Here is a 20,856-nt window from a genome sequence, read left to right on the forward strand (position 1 = left end):
AGGGAGAGACGATTTGAATACGATCAGGCGCATCGCGCTCGGAGCCGCGGCCAGCGCGCTCGTGCTGACCAGCGGAGCCCTTCCTGCAGCGGCGCTCGCCCAGAGCGCGCCCGCGCAGGAGCCGGCACTGGTCGATCTGGTCAATCCGCTGATGGGGACCGATTCCGAATTCGCGCTGTCCTACGGCAACACCTACCCGGCGGTCGCGGTGCCGTGGGGGATGAACTTCTGGACCCCGGTGACGGGCGAGATGGGCAGCGGCTGGGGCTATACCTACGACGCGTACAAGATCAGCGGGATCAAGCAGACCCACCAGCCCAGCCCGTGGATGAACGACTACGCCGCGTTCGAGCTGATGGCGATGACCGGCCCGGTGCGGCTCAAGCAGGACGAGCGCGCTTCGTGGTTCAGCCACAAGGCCGAGATCAGCAAGCCCTACAAGTATCAGGTCTACCTCGCCGATCACGACGTCACCGCCGAAGTCGTGCCCACCAGCCGCGCGGCGCAGTTCCGCTTCACTTTCGGCGAGAGCGACGACGCGCACATCCTGCTCGACGCCTACAACGAAGGCTCGATGGTCACGGTGGACCCCGAGCGCCGCCGCATCACCGGCTATGCGCGCAACAATTCGGGCGGCGTGCCCGAGAACTTCCACAACTACTTCGTGCTCCAGTTCGACCGCGACTTCACCGTCACGCGGACCTGGGACGAGAACTGGCAGCTGAGCGCCGACCGCAAGAGCGAAGGCGCGCACGTCGGCGCGGTGGTCAGCTTCGAGACGGAGAAGGGCGAGCAGGTCGGCGTCAAGGTCGCCTCCTCGTTCATCAGCCCGGAGCAGGCGCTGCTCAACCTCGAGCGCGAGGTCGGGCGCGACAGCTTCGACCAAACCGAAGCCAAGGCGCGTGCCGAATGGGAAAAGGAACTGTCGCGCATCCGGGTGAGCGACAGCGACGAGCGCGACAAGCGCACGTTCTATTCCGCGCTCTACCGCATGCTGCTGTTCCCGCGGCCGCTGCACGAAGTGACCAAGGGCGGCGATATCGTCCACTACAGCCCGTACAACGGCAAGGTCGAAGCCGGCTATCTCTACACCGACAACGGGTTCTGGGACACGTGGCGCGCGGTCTTCCCCTTTTTCGCGCTGATGTATCCCGAATTCGACGCCAAGGTGATGCAGGGCCTCGTCAACACCTATGAGGAATCGGGCTGGCTGCCCGAATGGGCGAGCCCCGGCCACCGCAGCGTGATGATCGGCTCGAACTCGGCGATCATCATCGCCGACACCTACCTCAACGGCGTGCGCGGTTACGACATCGAAAAGCTCTACGAGGCGATGGTCAAGAACGCGACCACCTCCGAAGGGCGCCCGCGCGACGATCGCGGGCGGGTGCTGACCGCGGTCGGGCGCGAGGGCGTCGAATACTACAATCGCCTCGGCTACGTGCCCTACGACGTCGACATCAACGAGAATGCCGCGCGCACGCTCGAATACGCGACCGCCGATTTCGCGCTGTCGCGCCTCGCCGCCGCGCTCGGCAAGGACGAGGACGCGAAGAAATACGCCGCGCAGGCGCAGAACTACCGCAAGCTCTACGACGAGGAGAGCGGCTGGATGCGCGGCCGCAACCAGGATGGCAGCTGGGCGACGCCGTTCAATCCGCTCAAGTGGGGCGATGCGTTCACCGAAGGCAATTCGCTGCACTACAGCTGGTCGGTGATGCAGGACGTGCAGGGGCTGATCGACCTGATGGGCGGCGACGAGAAGTTCGTCGAGCGGCTCGATTCGATCTTCAGCACCCCGCCGCTCTACGACGAGAGCTATTACGGGCAGGTGATCCACGAGATCCGCGAGATGCAGATCGTCGACATGGGCCAGTATGCGCACGGCAATCAGCCGATCCAGCACATGACCTATCTCTACGACTGGGCCGGCCAGCCGTGGAAGACGCAGTATCACGTGCGCGACGTGATGCAGAAGCTCTACTCGCCCGACCCCGATGGCTATCCGGGCGACGAGGACAACGGCCAGACCTCGGCCTGGTACGTGTTCTCCGCGCTGGGCTTCTACCCGGTCACGCCAGCGGTCGGCGAATACGCGATCGGCAGCCCGCTGTTCGACCGCGTCGACCTGACGATGCCGAACGGCAAGACGCTGACGATCGAGGCGCGGAACAACAGCGATACGAACGTCTACATCCAGTCGGCCACCTTCAACGGCCAGCCGCACGACAAGACATTCCTGACCCGCGAGGCGCTGCAAGCCGGCGGTACGCTGACCTTCGTTATGGGACCCGAGCCGAACGAGGACTGGGGCAGCGACAAGGCCGACGCGCCGTTCTCGATGACCCCCCGCAAATGATCCGGAGAGCCACGATGACCCCCACGAGACGCGAACTCATGGCCGGCGCGGGCGTGCTCGCCTTCGCCGCCACGGTGCCCGGCATCGCGCGCGCGGCGCAGTTTGTCAGCAAGCGCCCGGCGCCTGCGCAGCGCAATTTCACGAGCCCCGCGATCGAGGCCGAGATCGCGCGGGTGAAGGCCAGGATCGCCGATCCCGAACTCGCGTGGATGTTCGAGAACTGCTACCCGAACACGCTCGACACAACGGTGCAGACGGGCACTCTGGAGGGCCAGCCCGATACGTTCGTCATCACCGGCGATATCGAGGCGATGTGGCTGCGCGACAGCTCGGCGCAGGTCCAGCCCTACATCCACCTCGTCGCGCAGGATCCCAAACTCCAGCGATTGTTCCAGGGCCTGATCCAGCGCCAGGCGCGCTGCATCCTGATCGATCCCTACGCCAACGCGTTCGACAAGGACCCGACCGCGCCTTCCAAGCTCGAATGGTCGGAGACCGACGCGACCGAAATGAAGCCCGGCGTCGCCGAGCGGAAGTGGGAGATCGATTCGCTCTGCTATCCGATGCGGCTCAGCCACGAATACTGGCGGCGGACGAAGGACAAGGCGCCGTTCGACGAGACCTGGTCGCGCGCGATGAAGCTGGCGGTGCAGACGTTCCGCGAACAGCAGCGCGTGGACGGTCCCGGCCCGTACAAATTCCAGCGCCCCGCGCTGCAGCCGTCCGACAGCCTGATGCTGGGCGGCTACGGGCGGCCGACGAAGAAGATCGGGTTGATCCACTCGATGTTCCGCCCGTCGGACGATGCGTGCCTCTATCCGTTCCTGATCCCGTCGAACCTGTTCGCGGTGTCGGTGCTGCGCAAGGTCGCGCAGGTGCACCGCGAAGCACGCGGCGACGATGCCGCCGCGCGCGACGCCGAAGCGCTGGCGAGCGAAGTCGAGGGCGTGCTGAAGGCGCACGCGCTGATCCCCGACGGCAAGGGCGGGCAGGTCTGGGCCTACGAAATCGACGGCTTCGGGAACTATGTCTTCATGGACGACGCCAACGTGCCGAGCCTCTCGGGCCTCGCGCTCATCGACGTGGTCGATCGCAACGACCCGCTGTTCCGCCGCACCGCCGACCTCGCGTGGAGCGAGCGCAATCCCTACTTCTTCAAGGGCACCGCGGCGGAAGGGATCGGCGGGCCGCACATCGGGCTCGACATGATCTGGCCGATGTCGATCATCACACGCGCGATGAATGCCGACGACGACGCGACGATACTCCAGTGCTTGCGCTGGCTGAAAGGCACCCACGGCGGCACCGGCTTCATGCACGAGAGCTTCCACAAGGACGATCCGACCGACTTTACGCGCAGCTGGTTCGCGTGGGCCAACGCGCTGTTCGGCCAGCTCGTGGTCGAGGTCGCCGACAAGCGCCCGGCGCTGCTGGCGCGGGTGCTGTGATGCTCGCCAACCGACGCCAACTGCTCGCCGGGACCGGTCTCGTCGCGTTCGGCGGCCTGCTGCCCGCCGGCTGCACGAAGTTCGCGGCGGCCGCGGGCGAGGGGCTCGCGGCGGGCAAGCCCAACCTGTTCATCGGCACCGGCGGCCACGGCCACACCTATCCCGGCGCTTCCCTGCCTTTCGGCATGGCGCAGCTAAGCCCGGATACGAACACCCACGGGTGGGATGCCTGCTCGGGCTACCACCAGAAGGATGGCTCGATCCTGGGGTTCAGCCATACGCACCTCTCGGGCACTGGGATCGGCGACATGCTCGACGTGCTGGTGGTGCCGACGCGCCAGCAGCTCACGCTCGAGCCGGGCACGGTCGAGGATCCCGACGCGGGCTATCGCCAGCGCTATTCGGACGAGCATGCCGAGCCGGGATACTACCGCGTCGCGCTCGAATCGGGCGTGCTCGCCGAACTTACGGTAACGGAGCGTTGCGGCCTCCACCGCTATCGCTTCGGCGACGGCCCGGCGCATATCCTGATCGACTTCGCGCATGCGATCGAGGACGACTGGGACAAGGGCATCGTGGTCGAGGACGCCTCGCTCGCGCTCGACGAAGACGGCACGCTCACCGGCGGGCGCCAGGTCAATCGCTGGGCCAAGGGGCGCCGCATCCACTTCGCGATGCAGCTGTCGCGCCAGCCCGACCGGGTGCAGTTCTTCGGCGACGACGGCACGCCTGCCACCGACGGTTCCACGTCGATCGAAGGCAATCGCCTGCGCGCGGCGCTGTTCTTCGACGATGCAGGCGGCGAGCCGATCCTGATCCGGACCGGCCTCTCGGCGGTCGACGTGCAGGGCGCGCGCGACGCGCTGGCGCAGGAGATGCCCGGCTGGGACTTCGACCGCACCGCCAACGCAGCGCGAAATACATGGTCGCAAGCGCTCGGCGGCATTCGCGTATCGGGCGGGACCGAGGACCAGCGCACGATCATGGCGAGTGCGCTCTACCACGCGCAACTCGCGCCCACCCTCTTCACCGACCGCGACGGGCGCTACGTCGGGCTCGACCGCGCGGTGCATCGTGCAGCGGAAGGCGAGGAAGCACACAGCACCTATTCGCTGTGGGACACCTATCGCGCGCTGCACCCGCTGCTGACGCTGATCGATCCCGAGCGCGCCGCGCTGCTCACCCGCGACATCTGCCGCCAGACCGCGCAGAGCCCTGCCGGCCCGCTCGTCTGGCCGCTGCAGGGGGTCGAGACCGCGTGCATGATCGGCTGGCACGGCGTCTCGGTGCTCGCCGAGGCGCATGCCAAGGGGATCGCGGCGGACTATGCCGCCGCCTGGCCGAACATCCGCCGCCGCGCCTTCGACCGCGATTTCAAGGACATCGACAGCACGCTGGGCCGCGGGTTCTACTACGATCTCGGCTACATCCCGGCCGACGAGGTGTGGGAATCGGTCAGCCGGACGCAGGAATACGCCTACGACGACTGGGCGATGGCGCATCTCGCCGAAGCGCTGGGTGAAAGCGAGGACGCCGCCGCGCTGCGCGAGCGCTCGCGCAACTGGCGCGGGGTGATCGACGCCGAAGCCCGCTTCGCCAAGCCCCGGTTCGCCGACGGCACCTGGTGGCAGGATTACGATCCGGTCCAGATCGGGCATGATGTCGACCGCTGGCGCGACTACACCGAGGCAAACGGCTGGCAGGCGACCTTCCTCAACCAGCACGACGTCTACGGTCTGATCGCGCATTTCGGCGGCGATGCGGCGTTCGAGAAGCAGCTCGACGCGCTGTTCGAAGCGCCGTCCACCCTGCCGGACAACGCGCCGCCCGACATCTCCGGGCTGGTCGGCCAGTACGCCCACGGCAACGAGCCGAACCACCACGTCGCCTATCTCTATGCCTATTGCGGCGCGCCGCATAAAACGCAGGCGATGGTTCGGCGGCTGCTGACCGAAATGTACAGGAACGACCCGGACGGGGTGATCGGCAACGACGACTGCGGGCAGATGAGCGCGTGGTTCATCCTCTCGGCGCTGGGGTTCTATCCAGTCGATCCGGTGAGCGCGGTGTATGTGTTCGGCTCGCCGCTGTTCGACGTGGCCGAGGTCAAGGTTGGTGCGGGCAAGACGCTGACCGTGCGCGCCGAAAACAACGCGCCCGAACATCCCTATGTTCAGTCGGTGCTCTGGAACGGCGAGCCCTGGAAGCGGAACTGGATCGCCCATGCGGAACTGGCGCGCGGCGGAACGCTCGTCTTCGAAATGGGGCCGGAGCCCTCGTGCTTCGGCGCGGCGCTGGCGGATCGGCCGCCCTCCTTCGGCGCCGCGCCGACCTGAAGGCGGATCGAGCGCGCTTGGCCTTTTGACAGTGACCAGAAACGATGAGAACGGACCATTGGTGAACTTTCGACGATACGCCGCCCCGCGACCACCGCTGCTTCTCGCATCGCACCGAGCAAGGCGCGGACGCTGATGGACAATTCCACGATCGATCGCGGCCAACCGCGCCTGTTCGCCGGCGTCGAGCTGGGCGGCACCAAGTGCGTCTGCACCCTGGCATCCGGCCCTGGCGAGGTCCGCGATCAGCGGACGATCGCCACCACCGTACCGGGTGAAACGCTGCCGGCGATTAAGACGGTGCTGGAAGGCTGGGCGCGCGCGCCCGGATTCTGCGGGCTCGGCATCGCGGCTTTCGGCCCGCTGCAGCTCGACCCCGACGCCGAGGGCTATGGCCGGGTGCGCGCAACGAACAAGCCCGGCTGGGAAGGGGCGGATTTGATCGGCCCGCTACGGTCCGCCTTCGCGGTGCCGATCGGGTTCGATACCGACGTGAACGGCGCGGCGCTGGCCGAAATCCGCTGGGGCAGCGGCCGGGGCCTCGAGGATTTCGCCTATGTCACCGTCGGCACCGGGGTCGGTGCGGGCCTGATCGTGCATGGACGCCCGACGCGCGGCTTCGGCCACAGCGAGATCGGGCATATCCGCGTTCCCCGCCTCGACGGCGACGATCTGCCCAGCGTGTGCACCTTCCATCCCGATTGCGTCGAGGGCCTTGCCTCGGGCTCGGCGCTCCATGCCCGGCTGGACGGGCGATCGCTGTCGGACGTGGCCGCCGACGACCCGGTGTGGGAACCGGTGGTCCATTGTCTCGCGGTCATGCTCCATGCGCTGGCGTGCTCCGCCGGCCCGATGCGGATCGCGATGGGCGGCGGCGTGCTTGCCGGGCAGCCGCATCTGCTGCCCCGGATAGGCGCGCGGCTGGAAGAGAGCCTGGCGGGCTACATGAAGCTCCCCGACGGGGTCGACTACGTCACCGCGCCGGAACTGGGCACGATGGCCGGTCCGCTGGGATCGATCGCGCTGGCGATGGATGCCGTCGAAGCCGTCGCCGAGAAACAGCCGACCGCTTTTCAGGCGGTCGGAGCCCGAAGCTAGGCGAAGCCGCGTTCGAGGAAGCGCAGGGCGCAGCCGGCGAGCATGGCGGTGCCGTGGGGCAGCGCGCTTTCGTCGACAATCATGCGCGGCGAATGGATGCCGCAGCACTGGCGCCAGTCCTCGCCTTCGCGCGCGACGCCGAGAAAGAACATCGCGCCCGGCACCTTTTCGATCACGTAGGCGAAATCCTCCGCCCCCATGATCGGCGCGGGCAGTTCGCGCCATGCCGCGTCGCCGAACGCGTCGGCCGCCACGGCGCGGCCGAGCGCCACCGCGCGCTCGTCGCAGATCGTCACCGGGAAGCCTTCGGTCACCGTCACCTCGGCCTCCACCCCATGCGCGGCGGCGATGCCGCGCGCGACTTCGCCCATCGCCTCGCGCACCGCGGCGCGGTGGCCGGGCGAGAGCGTGCGGATCGTGCCGCGCAGCGTTGCGTGGTCGGGAACGATGTTGTGCGCGGTGCCCGCCTTGAGCTGAGTGACGGTGACCACGACCGCGTCGGCGGCGTCGAAGCGGCGCGTGACCATTGCCTGCAGCGCGCCGACGATCGCGCACGCCGCGGGCACCGGATCGCGCGTGTCGTGCGGCATCGAGGCGTGCCCGCCCCGCCCCGTCACCACGATGTCGAACTGGTCCGCCGCCGCCATCAGCGGGCCGGGCTTGCCCGCGAGCACGCCATGCGGCGCGTTGGGCATGATGTGGAGCGCGAAGGCGGCATCGGGCAGCGGCCCGTATCGATCGCCGCCGAGCAGGCCGTCGTCCAGCATGAAGCGCGCGCCGTGGAAGCCTTCCTCGCCCGGCTGGAACATGAACAGCACTTCGCCCGCCAGCTCCTCGCGCCGCGTGGCGAGCAGTTCCGCCGCGCCGGCGAGCATCGCGGTGTGCGTGTCGTGCCCGCAGGCATGCATCCGCCCCTCGATCGTCGAGGCGAATTCGAGCCCGGTCTGTTCGGCCATCGGCAGCGCGTCCATGTCGCCGCGCAGCAGCACCCGGCCATGCCCTTCGCGCCCGGGCTGCCCGCCCTTGAGCACCGCGACCTGCCCGGTGGTCGAGCTTCCCTCGCGCCATTCGAGCGGCAGGTGCGCGAGTGCGGCGCGCACTTTGGCCATCGTCAGCGGCGTATGCAGGCCCAGTTCGGGCTCGGCATGGATCGCGCGGCGGAGGCTGACGATGCGATCGGCCAGCGACCGCGCGGATTCGAGAAGATGGGGATGGAGCATCGCGCGAGGATACAGGCGCGCGCCGCGCGGGCGAAGCGGAAATGTCTAGGTTCGCGCGTGCCGGTGCGGCTAAGGGCGGTGCCATGACATCCGCCGATGCCAGCCAAGCCGCGCCCGATCCGCGCGCCGCGCCTGCCGCGCCGTCGGTCGGCGTGATCTACAATCCGCGCAGCCACCGCAACCAGGGCCGCGATTTGGGTCTCGACGTCCAGACCAACATATTCGTCGCCCAGCCCGAGGGCGCGGCGCGGTTGAAGGAGGCGCTGGAGGGCTTCGCCGCGCGGGGGATCGACTATCTGATCGTCAACGGCGGCGATGGCACGGTGCGCGACGTGCTGACCGCCGGGCACGACGTGTTCGGCGACGCCTGGCCCGATATCGCGGTGCTGCCCAAGGGCAAGACCAACGCGCTCAACGTCGATCTCGGCGCGCCGCCGGGGTGGACGATCGGCGCGGCGATCGCCGCCTATGCCACCGGCCGGCGCGTGGTCCGCCACCCGATACGGGTCGAAGCGCTCGATGGCGGACGGCCCGCGATGCTCGGCTTCATTTTCGGCGCAGGGGCTTACACGCTCGGCATCCGCGCCGGGCAGGATGCGCACCGGCTCGGCGCGTTCGACAGCCTCGCGGTGGGCGTCACCACCGCCTGGGGCGTGCTCCAGGCGCTGTTCGGGAGCGACCGCAATCTTTGGCGGCGCGGCGTCGAGACCACCATTTCGCTGGGGTGCGAGAAAACGCCTCTGCCGCATGGCCCGCTCGGCGATCCCGCGCGGCGGCATCTCATGCTCATCTCGACGCTCGAGCGTTTTCCGGCGGGCATGAAGCTGTTCGGCGATATCCGCTCGGGCCTCAAGCTGGTGGCGATGGATCATCCCAAGCGCGAGCTGCTGCTGTCGATCCCCGCGATCGTGGCCGGCCGCGTTCCTGCCAAGGCGTGGGACTGGGGCTTCCACCAGATCGCCGCCGATCCGATCGAAATCGCGATCGCCGACGAAGTCATCCTCGACGGCGAGGCGTTTCCCGCAGGTCGCTATCGCCTGGCGAGCGGCCCCGCGCTGCGCTTCGTGGTGCCGTGAGCGACACGCTGGAAACGCGGATCGCGCAAGGGCTCGCAGTCGATGTCCACCCGGCTGTCGCGGCCTTTGCGCAGCGGCTGGCGGAGGAAGCACGGGCGGTAGCCGCGCTGTTCTATGGCTCCAACCTGCGCACCGGCGAACTCGATGGCGTGCTCGATTTCTACCTGCTGATGCCTGGCGAACAGGCCGAGCGCATCTGGCCGCGCGTCAGCTATCACGAATGGGCGCACGAGGGGCGCACGCTGCGTGCCAAGGTCGCGCGGATGGCGCTGGGCACGTTCGCGCGGGCCGCACGCGGAGAAAGCCGCGATACCACGATCTGGGCGCGGTTCGTGCAGCCGAGCGCGCTGGTCTGGCTCGAGGACGAGGAATGGCGCGCGCCCGTAGTGTCCGCGGTCGCCGGCGCGGCGCAGACGGCCGCGCGGCTGGCCGCTGCGCTCGGCCCGGCGAGCGGGACGGCCGCCGATTACTGGCGCGCGCTGTTTCGCGCGACGTATCGTGCCGAATTCCGCTTCGAGACCGCGAGCCGGGCGGATGCGATCCTGTCGGTCAACGCCGCGCATTTCGAGGGGCTGCTGCCCCTGGCGTGGGACGCGCAGGGGATCGCCTTTGCGCGCGAGGGCGACCGCCTGACGCCCGCCCTGCCGCCCGCGGAACGGCGGCGCATTCTGCGCTGGTGGGCGCGGCGGCGACGGATGGGCAAGCCGCTCAACCTCGCGCGGCTGGTCAAGGCGAGCACCACGTTCGACGGCGCGGCGCGCTATGCCGCGTGGAAGATCGAGCGGCATACCGGCGTGCCGGTGGCGCTGACGCCGTGGCGCGAGCGGCACCCGGTGCTCGCTGCGCCGGGCGTGCTGTGGCAGGTCTGGCGCGCGCGCGGGAAAATGCGCTGAGGCCTCAGCCCCAGTATTTCATATTGATCGTGATCGCCTTAACGCTGCTGCCGACATCGAAGCGGGTCTTGGTGTAGCTCGGCTTGCCGAGGTTGAAGATGCTGATGCTGGGATCGTTCGACATCCCGCCGCCATCCTCGCGCAGGTCCGTCTTGCCGTTGCCGTTCACGTCGTGGCGCACGGCCACGGCGTAGGTGCCGGCAGCGGAGACGGGCAGGCAGAACGTCATCGTGCCGCGCTTGGCCGGCATCTCGATGCGGTGGAGCCACTTGCCGCTCTTGAGCCAGTCGGCGCTGGTGCCGCGATAGGTCTGTACGCGCATCGTGCCGCTGGAGGATTTCACGCCGCGCACCGTTACCTTGACGGCGGGACCGCTGCCCGCGTCGCAACGCGAGAGGTCGTTGGAGATTTCCTGCTGATAGGCATAAGCGGGAGCCGAAGCGAACAGCCCTGCGGCAAGCGCGGCCCCGGCGGCCAGTCGTAGCGTGGTCGGCAAGGTCATGGTCTGGAAAGTCCGTGGTTGCGATGGGGAGGGCCGGCCGCATTGCGGACGCGTGGGCCGGAGGGTTTCCGGCTTTCTGCGCGAACCGCCCTTAATTGCCGCTGAACCCGCCTTGCGCGCCTTTCGCCTGCGCGGTGTGGAAAAGCGCCTGCGGGGCGCTTGTCGCGATTCGACGTGCTGTCTACGCGGGATCACCTGCAGCAGATACGCGATCGATCCATGGCCGCCCCGCTCATCTCTCCCTCGATCCTTTCCGCCGATTTCGCCCGGCTGGGCGAGGAAGTGCGCGCGATCGACGCTGCAGGGGCCGACTGGATCCATATCGACGTGATGGACGGGCATTACGTGCCCAACATCACCATCGGCCCGGCGGTGCTGAAGGCGCTGCGCCCGCACACCGAAAAGCCGTTCGACGTGCACCTGATGATCTCGCCGGTGGACGCCTATCTCGAGGCGTTCGCCGAGGCCGGGGCCGATATCATCACCGTCCATCCGGAAGCGGGGCCGCACGTGCACCGCACGCTGCAGGCGATCCGCGCGCTGGGCAAGCAGGCGGGCGTCGTGCTGAACCCCGGCACGCCGCCCGAGGCGCTCGAATACCTGCTCGACCTCGCCGATCTGGTGCTGGTGATGAGCGTCAATCCCGGCTTCGGTGGGCAGAGCTTCATCGACAGCCAGTTGCGCAAGGTGGAGGCGATTCGCGGCATGATCGAGGCCACCGGGCGCGACATTCATTTGCAGGTCGATGGCGGGGTCAACATGGAGACCGCGCGCCGCTGCGTCGATGCCGGGGCCGACGTGCTCGTCGCCGGATCCGCCACCTTCAAGGGCGGGCCGGATCGTTACGCGGCCAATATCGCCGCGCTGAGGGGCGAGGGCTGATGGCGGGGGCGCCGGTGGCCGATGCGGGCGCCCGCCGCGCCGCCGCCGGCAACGTGCGCGACGAAATGCCGGACGATCCGCCCGCACTGCCGCTGCGCAAGAGTACGAGCGAGACGCTGGTGCGCGCCGAGAGCGCCGTAGAGGGCCCCCGCGGCGAGGTTCTCGAGCCCGGCCGCTCGCTTGTTCTCGCCGATCTCGCGCCGCCGCGGCTGGGCGCGGGCGATGCGCTGATCCGCTTCGCCTATCGCATGGGCGTCTCGGGCTCGACGCTCGCCGCGCCGTTCGCCAAGCCTGCCAAGCCGCGCCTGCTCGGCACGGTCGAAAGCCCTTACGCGGGCGACCGTGCGGCGGGCGTCGCGCTGCGCGCCGGGCACTTCCTGATCTACGGGGTCAAGGCGCCGATCGCGCAGGTCGAGTTCGCTTCGGGCACGCGGCTGACCCCGCCGTTCGAGCGCACGGTCCACGGCTTCGGCTGGTTGCGCGACCTCGCTGCCAGCGCGCCGCGCGAACAGTGCGTGGCCACAGCGGAGCGGGTGCTGGGCGCATGGCTCGCGGCCAATTCCGCGCCCGGCAAGGGTCCGGCGTGGAATGTCGAGCATGTCGGCAACCGGCTGCGCCACTGGCTGGTGTTCGCGCCGCTGATCCTTTCGGGCGAAGGCACGCAGTTGCGCGGCAAGGCGCTCGCCGCGATCGCCGAGACGGCGCGCTGGCTCGATCACCGCGCGGGCAAGGCGGAGGACGGGCTCGGCGCGGTCATGGGCTGGACCGCGCTGGTCGCCGCCGGGCTGCTGCTCCCCGATGGCAGGCCGCGCCGCCTCCATGCCGAAGCGGGCCTTGCGCGCGCGCTGGGCGAACTGGTGGCAGAAGACGGCGGCGTGCTCTCGCGCAGCCCGCTCGCGCAGATGGACGCGATCGCCGCGTTGACCGACTTGCGCGCCTGCTACGCCGCCGTGAAGCGCAATCCGCCGCCGTTCCTCGACACGATGCTGCAACTGCTGGTGCCACCGCTGCTCTCGCTGCTCCACGGCGACGGCGGATTGGGAAGCTGGCAGGGCGCAGGCGCGGTGCGCGCCGAGCGTATCGCCGCGCTGGTCGAGGCGAGCCGCGTGCGCACCCGCCCGCTCAAGGATGCGCGCCAGTGGGGCTATCAGCGGGTCGCGGCGGGCAAGGCGGTGCTGATCGCCGACTGCGCCCCACCGCCGCTGCCGCGCCACGCGCGTTCCGGCTGCGCCTCGACGCTGGGGTTCGAGTTTTCGGCGGACGGTCAGCGGATCGTGGTCAATTGCGGCGGCGCGGCGTTCGCGGGCGGGCAGGTGCCGGTGCGGATCGAGCAGGGGCTGCGCGCCAGCGCCGCGCATTCGACGCTGACGCTGGACGAGGCGAATTCGACCGCGGTGCTGCTCCACGGCAAGCTCGGCAAGGGTGTCAACGAGGTCGAGATCGACCGGCGGATGCTCGACCTGAACGGTGGGGGGGCGACCCGGCTGGAGGCGAGCCACGATGGTTACGCCTCGCGCCACGGGCTCACCCACCGCCGCATCCTGATCCTGCGCGAAAACGGACACGAACTGCGCGGCGAGGACGTGTTGCTGCCCGCCGGCAAGACTGGCAAGCGCGGCAAGATCGCCTTCGCGATTCGCTTCCACCTCGGCCCCGGGGTCGAGACTCGCCTGTCGGACGACGGGCAGGGCGTGGGCCTGGCGCTGCCCGATGGCAGCTTCTGGCAGCTTCGCGTGCCGAAGAGTGCCGAAACGGGCGATGGGATCGGCGAGCTGGCGATCGAGGAAAGCCTGTGGGTCGACGGCCTCGGCCGTGCCCACCCGGTCGAACAACTGGTCATCCAGGGGATGACATCGCGCAGCGGGGGAAGTTTCTCCTGGCTGCTCAAGAAGATGGGATAGCATTCGAGTGAGCGACGTGGCGATCAGGCGGGCACTGCTTTCGGTGTCCGACAAGGACGGTGTGGTGGAACTGGGCGCCCGGCTGGCGAAGGGCGGGGTCGAGCTGGTGTCCACCGGCGGGACCGCGCGCGCACTGCGCGATGCGGGGCTGACGGTGCGAGACGTCTCCGACCTCACCGGCTTCCCCGAGATGATGGATGGGCGGGTGAAGACTCTCCATCCGATGGTCCACGGCGGGCTGCTCGCGGTGCGCGACGATCCCGAGCACGCCGCGGCGATGGACGCGCACGAGATCGGCGCGATCGATCTGGTTATCGTCAATCTCTACCCGTTCGAGCAGACCGTCGCGCGCGGGGCGGAGCGCGACGAGGTGATCGAGAACATCGACATCGGCGGGCCCAGTATGGTTCGTTCGGCGGCGAAAAATCACCGATATGTCACTATTGTGACCGATCCGGCCGACTACGACGAACTGCTCGCTGAAATGGCGGACCACGACGGCGGTACGACGCTCGATTTTCGGGGGCGCATGGCGGCCAAGGCGTTCGCGGCGACGGCGGCCTACGATTCTGCGATAAGCCAGTGGTTCGCCTTCGCCGATCAGGGAGAGAAGTTCCCGCCGGTCGTCAGCATGACACGCAAGCTCGTCGGAACGCTGCGCTACGGCGAGAACCCGCACCAGCAGGCCGCGCTCTACCTGGCTGCCGGGCCGCACGCGCAGGGCCTGCCGCAGGCAGAACAGGTGCAGGGCAAGGAACTGAGCTACAACAACTACAACGATGCCGCCGCCGCGCTCGAGCTGGCGGCCGAATTCCGTGGCGGGCGCCCGGCGGTGGTGATCGTCAAGCACGCCAACCCGTGCGGCGTGGCGCAGGCCGACACGCTGGTGGCGGCGTGGCAGGCCGCGCTGGCGTGCGACGACGTCTCGGCGTTCGGCGGCATCGTCGCGACGAATGTACCGCTTGACGAGCCGACCGCGGAGGCGATCTGCGCGATCTTTACCGAAGTCGTGGTCGCCCCCGGTGCGGACGAGGCCGCGCGTGCCGTGTTCGCAAAAAAGAAGAACCTGCGCCTGCTGCTGACCGACGGCTTGCCCGATCCGCGCCGCCCCGGCCAGTCGATCGCGGTGATCGCGGGCGGCATATTGGTGCAGGACCGCGACAATGCCGCGATCTCGGAAAGCGACCTCAAGGTCGTGACCGAGCGTGCGCCGAGCAAGCAGGAACTGCGCGACTGCTTGTTCGCCTGGACGGTGGCGCGCCACGTCAAATCGAACGCGATCGTCTATGCGAAGGACGGCGCGACCGCCGGCATCGGCGCGGGCCAGATGAACCGCCGCGATTCGTCCCGCATTGCGGCGATGAAAGCGGCCGAGGCGGCGGAGAAGCATGGCTGGGCCGCCCCCCGCACGCAGGGCAGCGCGGTCGCCAGCGATGCGTTCTTCCCCTTCGCCGATGGTCTTCTCGCCGCCGCCGAAGCGGGCGCGACGGCGGTTATCCAGCCCGGCGGGTCGATCCGCGACGAGGAAGTGATCGCCGCGGCGAACGAGGCCGGACTGGCGATGGTCTTCACCGGAATGCGCCACTTCCGACACTGAGGGTTCGCCCCCGGAAAGAAACGCTTGGCCCCGCCGGCCCTTTCGTAAACCGAACCCGAACACCACGTTCAGTGTAACGCAAGCGCGGCCTGCTAGATCGTGCGCTACACAGATACGAAGAAGAACAGACATGATGAAGCTGCTCAAGACCGACCTTTTCCGCAATTTCGCCATCGGCTTCGCCGCCGGGACGGTGGTCGTCGCGCTGCAGGCGGGGCACAGCCTCGTCGGCGCGATGGCCTGATCGACGGAGCCTGAAACACAGCGTGAAACAGGCATTCGCCTTCATCCTCGCCGGATCGCTCGCGCTCGGCGCGTGCCAGCCCGCGGCGGCGGAGAGTGTCGTGGCCGCTCCTTCTGCCGAGCGAGTTGCGAAGGAAGGCAGCGGCCTCAAGACGGCGATCTTCGCCGGTGGCTGCTTCTGGGGCGTCGAGGGCGTCTTCAGCCACGTGAAGGGCGTGAAGAGCGCCGTCGCCGGCTATCATGGCGGGACCGAGCGGCAGGCGGACTACAAGATCGTGTCGTCTGGCATAACCGACCATGCCGAAGCCGTGAAGGTGACTTACGATCCGAAAGTGATCCGTTACGACCAGTTGCTGCGCGTGTTCTTCTCGGTCGTCGCCGATCCCACGCTGAAGAACCGCCAGGGCCCCGATGTGGGCGCGCAATACCGCTCCGCGCTGGTGCCCACCTCGGGCGAACAACTCGCGGTCGCCAAGGCCTATCTCGCGCAGATGAAGGCTTCCGGCAAATGGAACCAGCCGATCGTGACCGGGATCGAACGCGCGCAGGGCTTCTATCCGGCCGAAGCCTATCATCAGGATTTCATGGCGAAGAATCCGCGCCACGGATATATCACACGGTGGGATGCACCCAAGGTGGCCGCGTTGAAGCGGCTCTATCCCGGCGTCTACAGCGCGAGCTTTCAGCGCGACTAGTGGCATAGCGCGCGCGCCGTCGCTATATCGGGCGCATGGCCACCCAACATAAGCATTCGCATCACGAACACAGCGGCACCGATCTCGTCTCCGCCGCGCGCGAGGCGCTGACCGGCGCGGGTGAGCAGTGGACCGGCATGCGCGAATCGGTGTTCGCCGAACTCGCGCGGCACGAACGCCCCGCCTCGGCTTACGACATCGCCGAAAACCTCTCGCGCCAACGCGGCAAGCGCGTCGCGCCCAACAGCGTCTATCGCATCCTCGACCTGTTCGTGGCGAACAACCTCGCCATGCGGGTGGAAAGCGCAAACGCCTTCCTCGCCAACACCCATCCGGGGTGCGAGCACGACTGCATTTTCCTCGTCTGCGACGAATGCGGCGAGGCGACCCATGTGGACGACGATGCCGTGTCGGGCGGCGTGCGCAAGGTCGCCAAGGCCAGCGGCTTCGCCACCCGCCGTCCGATCATCGAGGTGCGCGGGCTGTGCGAGGGCTGCGCGGGCTGAAAACGCTCACGAATTCCTCACCGCACGCACACCCGCGCTTCATCGACAGGCTACTCTCATCGGTGTAAGGCTGGCGGGATGAGCCAACGCCCCGATACCCCGCTGCTCGACACGGTCGACACCCCCACCGATCTGCGCAAGCTGGACAAGGGCCAACTCCGCCAGTTCTCCGACGAATTGCGCGCGGAGATGATCGATGCAGTCGGCAGCACCGGCGGGCATCTCGGCTCGGGGCTCGGCGTGGTCGAGCTGACCACCGCGATCCACTACGTGTTCGACACGCCGAACGACAAGCTGATCTGGGACGTGGGCCACCAGGCCTATCCGCACAAGATCCTCACCGGGCGGCGCGATCGCATCCGCACGCTGCGTCAGGGCGGCGGGCTGTCGGGCTTCACCAAGCGCACCGAGAGCGAATACGATCCGTTTGGCGCGGCGCACAGCTCTACCTCGATCTCCGCCGGGCTCGGCTTTGCGGTCGCCAACAAGCTGAACGGCCAGCCGGGCAAGGCGATCGCAGTGATCGGCGACGGCGCAATGAGCGCCGGCATGGCCTACGAGGCGATGAACAACGCCGAACAGGCGGGCAACCGGCTGGTCGTGATTCTGAATGACAACGACATGTCGATCGCGCCGCCGGTGGGCGGGCTGTCGGCCTATCTCGCGCGCATGGTGTCAAGCAGCGAGTATCTCGGGCTGCGCAGCCTCGCCTCCAAGGTCGCGCGCAAGCTTTCGCGCCGGGTGCATTCGAGCCTGGAGAAGGCGGAGGAATACGCACGCGGCATGGCGACCGGGGGCACGCTGTTCGAGGAACTCGGGTTCTACTACGTAGGCCCGATCGACGGGCACAATCTCGACCACCTGATCCCGGTGCTGGAGAACGTGCGCGACAGCGAGCAGGGGCCCGTGCTGATCCACGTGGTGACGACCAAGGGCAAGGGCTACGCCCCGGCCGAAAGCAGCGCCGACAAGTACCATGGCGTCGCCAAGTTCGACGTCATCACCGGCGAGCAGAAGAAATCGAGCGGCGGCCCGCCAAGTTACCAGAACGTGTTCGGCGAAACGCTGGCGAAGCTCGCCGAGAGCGACCCGCGCATCTGCGCGATCACGGCAGCGATGCCGAGCGGCACGGGCGTCGACAAGTTCGCGCAGGCTCACCCGGAGCGCGCGTTCGACGTGGGCATCGCCGAACAGCACGGTGTCACGTTCGCCGCGGGTCTCGCCGCGCAGGGAATGCGGCCGTTCGCGGCGATCTATTCCACCTTCCTCCAGCGCGCCTACGACCAGGTGGTGCACGACGTGGCGATCCAGAACCTGCCGGTGCGCTTCGCGATCGACCGCGCGGGGCTGGTCGGTGCCGACGGCGCGACGCACGCCGGATCGTTCGACGTGACCTATCTCGCGACGCTGCCCAACTTCGTGGTCATGGCCGCCGCCGACGAGGCGGAACTGGTCCACATGACCTACACCGCCGCCGAATACGACGACGGGCCGATCGCCTTCCGCTATCCGCGCGGCGGCGGCACCGGCGTGGCGCTGCCCGAGGTTCCCGAGAAGCTGGAGATCGGCAAGGGCCGTGTCGTGCGCGAAGGCAGCAAGATCGCGATCCTCTCGCTCGGCACGCGGCTGCAGGAAGCGCTCAAGGCCGCCGACCAGCTCGAGGCGAAGGGCCTTTCGACCACGGTCGCCGACATGCGCTTCGCCAAGCCGCTCGACACCGCGCTGATCGAGAAGCTGATGCGCAGCCACGAGGTCGTGGTGACGATCGAGGAAGCCGCGATCGGCGGCTTGGGCGCGCACGTGCTGACTTTCGCGAGCGACGAGGGACTGACGGATGGCGGCCTCAAGATCCGCACGATGCGCCTGCCCGACACGTTCCAGGATCACGACGATCCGGCGAAGCAATACGCCGAAGCGGGGCTCGACGCGCCGCATATCGTCGAAACGGTGCTGAAGGCGCTGCGCCATAACAGCGCCGGGATCGAAGAAGCGCGGGCCTGACGGCCTGCCGGGTTTCGGCGGGAAGATCGGGCGGCGTATGGTGGCCGCGCTGCTCACGATCCTCGCGCTGTATGTGGTGCTGGCTGCGGTTCTGACGCTGGCGCAGGGCCGCATCCTCTACCCCGCGCCGACAGGGCCGGGCGCGGAGCCATCCGGTTTCGAGCGCATCACCTACGAAACCTCGGATGGCCTGACGCTCACCGCCGGCTATCGCCCCGCGCGAGGCGGACAGCCGACGATCGTCTATTTCCACGGCAACGGCGCGGACTGGCAATCGAGCGTCGTCGCGACCGATCGCCTGGTGCCCGAAGGATACGGCGTGCTCGCGGCCGAATATCGCGGCTATCGCGGCAATCCCGGCAGCCCGAGCGAAGAGGGCCTGTACCGCGACGGGCGAGCGGCGCTCGCGTGGCTGGCCGAACGCGGAGTTTCGCCGCAGCGCACGGTGTTGATCGGAAACTCGATCGGCTCGGGTGTGGCGACCCGCATGGCGCGCGAGGTTCAGCCCGCCGCGCTAATCCTGATCTCGCCGTTTTCCAGCCTCACCGAACTCGCCGCCGAGAAAGTCCGCTGGCTACCGACCCGGCTGCTGCTGCGCGACCGCTACGACAACGTCGCGGCGCTGCCCGAGGTGCGCTCGCCGGTTTTGATCCTGCACGGCGATGCCGACGATCTCATTCCCCCGGCCCATGCGCGCAAGCTGGCAGCGGCGCGGCCCGGAACCGAACTGGTCATCGTGCCTAGCGCAGGGCACGACCTCGCCTGGCTGCCCGAGGCCGAATGGCACGCGCTGGCGTTTCTGGAGCGCGTGCTCGGCGAAGGCCCGTAATCGGCGAGTCGGTTACAGCCAGCGCCACAGGCCCGCCGGTATCCCGGCGGCGCCGATGTGCGACCATGTCAGCAGCAGCCACAGTGCGGTCGCCGCCAGCCACAGGATCGCACCTGCACGCGGCAGGGCGCTCCAGCGCGGCCAGTAGCGGGTCTTCGCCTGCCAGCCGGCCCAGGCCTCGCCCATCAGCACGCGCTTCTTGCGGTCCTGCATATGTGCGCCGACGAGTGCGAGGAACAGCACCGCGCCAGCGACGATCAGTGTCCGCACGCTCCACCACAACGCGATATGCGCGATCGCCCAGAGCGCGAAGCCCCACATCATCGGGTGGCGCGTGACCGCGAAAACGCCCGCCGGCTCGCGTTGCGCCGTCTCGGTCGCGCGCGGATCGGGCAGCGCGGGATTCTTCCACAGCGAGCCGAGGAAGAGCAGCAGCGCGGGCAGGGTTAGCACGGTGGCGAATATCCAGCCGATCTCGCCCGTGCCCGGCAGGTCGGCGGGCGGCGCGGCGCGAAACGCCAGCACCATCCAGCCGAACGTCGCCAGCGCGACCAGCGAATAGATGCCGAGGAACGCCCCGGTGCCGACGGCACCGACGATCGGCGCGCGCAGCGGATGCGACAGTGCGAAATGCGTGCCGACGAAGGCGACCGCCGCGGCGGCGAGCGAAATCAGGGCTTCGTTCATGCGCTTCTCTCCCACGAGATGCACAATAGGTATCAAATAAAAACCTAATCTGCAATCATTCGATCGCCAGCAGCTCGATCGTGAACAACAGCGTCGCGTTGCCGGGGATCGGACCCTTACCGTTCGGGCCATAGCCGAGATCGGCCGGGACGGCGATTTCGATCGTGTCGCCCACGCCCATCTGCGGGATCGCGAGCTGCCACGCCTTCACCAGCTTGCCGAGCGGGAAAGTGGCGGGTTCGCCGCGATCCCACGAGCTGTCGAAGGTCGTGCCGTCGGTCAGCGTCCCGGCGTAATGCACGGTCACCGTGTCCGCCACGGTAGGATGGCGGCCGGTGCCGTCGCCCTTCACCCGGCGGATGCGCAGGCCGCCCTCCAGCGTGCCCCAGCCGTCCGCCGGCTGGAGGCTGGCGAGCGCGGCCTGTTGCGCGTTGTGCCACGCCGGGTCCTGCGACCGGTCATCCCCCGACCCTTGCGCGAGCGCGGGGACGAGCGCGAAGGCGGCGACCGCCATCGCCGCCGCGCCCAGCGCGCCGAGCGTTGCGGCCGCACCCGATGGCGCCCCCTGTTGCCTGCCAGCCAT

The 20,856-nt window shown here is 68.6% G+C and carries 17 protein-coding genes; 13 read left to right on the forward strand and 4 right to left on the reverse strand.

Translation table 11 applies throughout. From position 1 onward, the window contains the following. Positions 1-13: 13 nt before the first annotated feature. The 4 genes from ACE3QC_RS09220 to ACE3QC_RS09235 all read left to right on the forward strand — a co-directional run bounded on the left by ACE3QC_RS09220 (position 14) and on the right by ACE3QC_RS09235 (position 7,241). Positions 14-2,359: a GH92 family glycosyl hydrolase gene (locus tag ACE3QC_RS09220; protein ID WP_374407489.1), complete on the forward strand. Its 2,346-nt coding sequence runs from the start codon at positions 14-16 to the stop codon at positions 2,357-2,359. Between the two features lie 14 nt (positions 2,360-2,373). Continuing rightward, a complete protein-coding gene (locus ACE3QC_RS09225; RefSeq protein ID WP_374407491.1) occupies positions 2,374-3,807 on the forward strand; it encodes a glycoside hydrolase family 125 protein in 1,434 nt (477 codons plus the stop codon). Beyond that, a complete protein-coding gene (locus ACE3QC_RS09230) occupies positions 3,807-6,143 on the forward strand; it encodes a GH92 family glycosyl hydrolase (protein WP_374407493.1) in 2,337 nt (778 codons plus the stop codon). Before ACE3QC_RS09225 ends, ACE3QC_RS09230 begins: the two co-directional genes overlap by 1 nt. Before the next feature lie 135 nt (positions 6,144-6,278). Next, positions 6,279-7,241, forward strand: a complete 963-nt coding sequence (locus ACE3QC_RS09235) for an ROK family protein (RefSeq protein ID WP_374407495.1) — start codon at positions 6,279-6,281, stop codon at positions 7,239-7,241. Here the strand turns inward: ACE3QC_RS09235 and ACE3QC_RS09240 are convergent. Beyond that, on the reverse strand, positions 7,238-8,461 hold the full coding sequence (locus ACE3QC_RS09240) for a M20 family metallopeptidase (RefSeq protein WP_374407497.1): 1,224 nt from the start codon (positions 8,459-8,461) through the stop codon (positions 7,238-7,240). The genes ACE3QC_RS09235 and ACE3QC_RS09240 overlap by 4 nt on opposite strands. An 83-nt stretch (positions 8,462-8,544) precedes the next feature. Between ACE3QC_RS09240 and ACE3QC_RS09245 the strand changes: the two genes are divergently transcribed. Then, positions 8,545-9,537: a diacylglycerol kinase family protein gene (locus ACE3QC_RS09245; protein ID WP_374407499.1), complete on the forward strand. Its 993-nt coding sequence runs from the start codon at positions 8,545-8,547 to the stop codon at positions 9,535-9,537. Continuing rightward, positions 9,534-10,430 carry a hypothetical protein gene (locus ACE3QC_RS09250; protein ID WP_374407501.1) on the forward strand — a complete coding sequence of 299 codons (897 nt, stop codon included), beginning with the start codon at positions 9,534-9,536 and terminating at the stop codon, positions 10,428-10,430. Before ACE3QC_RS09245 ends, ACE3QC_RS09250 begins: the two co-directional genes overlap by 4 nt. A 4-nt stretch (positions 10,431-10,434) precedes the next feature. Here ACE3QC_RS09250 and ACE3QC_RS09255 read toward each other — a convergent pair whose 3' ends face one another. Next, on the reverse strand, positions 10,435-10,932 hold the full coding sequence (locus tag ACE3QC_RS09255; protein ID WP_374407503.1) for a DUF2141 domain-containing protein: 498 nt from the start codon (positions 10,930-10,932) through the stop codon (positions 10,435-10,437). A gap of 219 nt (positions 10,933-11,151) precedes the next feature. Here ACE3QC_RS09255 and rpe point away from each other — a divergent pair, with 219 nt between their 5' ends. From rpe to ACE3QC_RS09290, 7 genes are all read left to right on the forward strand, one after another. After that, entirely contained in the window at positions 11,152-11,814 is a 663-nt protein-coding gene (rpe, locus tag ACE3QC_RS09260; protein WP_374407505.1) for a ribulose-phosphate 3-epimerase, read from the forward strand. Beyond that, entirely contained in the window at positions 11,814-13,715 is a 1,902-nt protein-coding gene (locus ACE3QC_RS09265; RefSeq protein ID WP_374407507.1) for a heparinase II/III family protein, read from the forward strand. The genes rpe and ACE3QC_RS09265 overlap by 1 nt, the downstream gene beginning before the upstream one ends. Positions 13,716-13,722: 7 nt before the next feature. Then, on the forward strand, positions 13,723-15,312 hold the full coding sequence (gene purH, locus ACE3QC_RS09270) for a bifunctional phosphoribosylaminoimidazolecarboxamide formyltransferase/IMP cyclohydrolase (protein WP_374407509.1): 1,590 nt from the start codon (positions 13,723-13,725) through the stop codon (positions 15,310-15,312). A 266-nt stretch (positions 15,313-15,578) separates the two neighbouring features. After that, on the forward strand, positions 15,579-16,250 hold the full coding sequence (gene msrA / locus ACE3QC_RS09275) for a peptide-methionine (S)-S-oxide reductase MsrA (RefSeq protein WP_374407511.1): 672 nt from the start codon (positions 15,579-15,581) through the stop codon (positions 16,248-16,250). 35 nt (positions 16,251-16,285) lie between these two features. Beyond that, on the forward strand, positions 16,286-16,756 hold the full coding sequence (locus ACE3QC_RS09280) for a Fur family transcriptional regulator (RefSeq protein WP_374407513.1): 471 nt from the start codon (positions 16,286-16,288) through the stop codon (positions 16,754-16,756). 78 nt (positions 16,757-16,834) lie between these two features. Beyond that, entirely contained in the window at positions 16,835-18,757 is a 1,923-nt protein-coding gene (gene dxs, locus ACE3QC_RS09285; RefSeq protein ID WP_374407515.1) for a 1-deoxy-D-xylulose-5-phosphate synthase, read from the forward strand. A 40-nt stretch (positions 18,758-18,797) separates the two neighbouring features. Beyond that, a complete protein-coding gene (locus ACE3QC_RS09290; protein ID WP_374407517.1) occupies positions 18,798-19,586 on the forward strand; it encodes an alpha/beta hydrolase in 789 nt (262 codons plus the stop codon). A 12-nt stretch (positions 19,587-19,598) separates the two neighbouring features. On the opposite strand, the gene ACE3QC_RS09295 is transcribed toward ACE3QC_RS09290, so the two are convergent. Both ACE3QC_RS09295 and ACE3QC_RS09300 read right to left on the reverse strand, forming a co-directional pair. Next, on the reverse strand, positions 19,599-20,273 hold the full coding sequence (locus ACE3QC_RS09295) for an NnrU family protein (protein ID WP_374407519.1): 675 nt from the start codon (positions 20,271-20,273) through the stop codon (positions 19,599-19,601). A 55-nt stretch (positions 20,274-20,328) separates the two neighbouring features. After that, on the reverse strand, positions 20,329-20,856 hold the full coding sequence (locus ACE3QC_RS09300) for an FKBP-type peptidyl-prolyl cis-trans isomerase (protein WP_374407521.1): 528 nt from the start codon (positions 20,854-20,856) through the stop codon (positions 20,329-20,331).

Origin of the sequence: Pelagerythrobacter sp. (assembly GCF_041912895.1) — a bacterium.
In the GTDB taxonomy this organism is placed as follows: Bacteria; Pseudomonadota; Alphaproteobacteria; order Sphingomonadales; family Sphingomonadaceae; genus Pelagerythrobacter.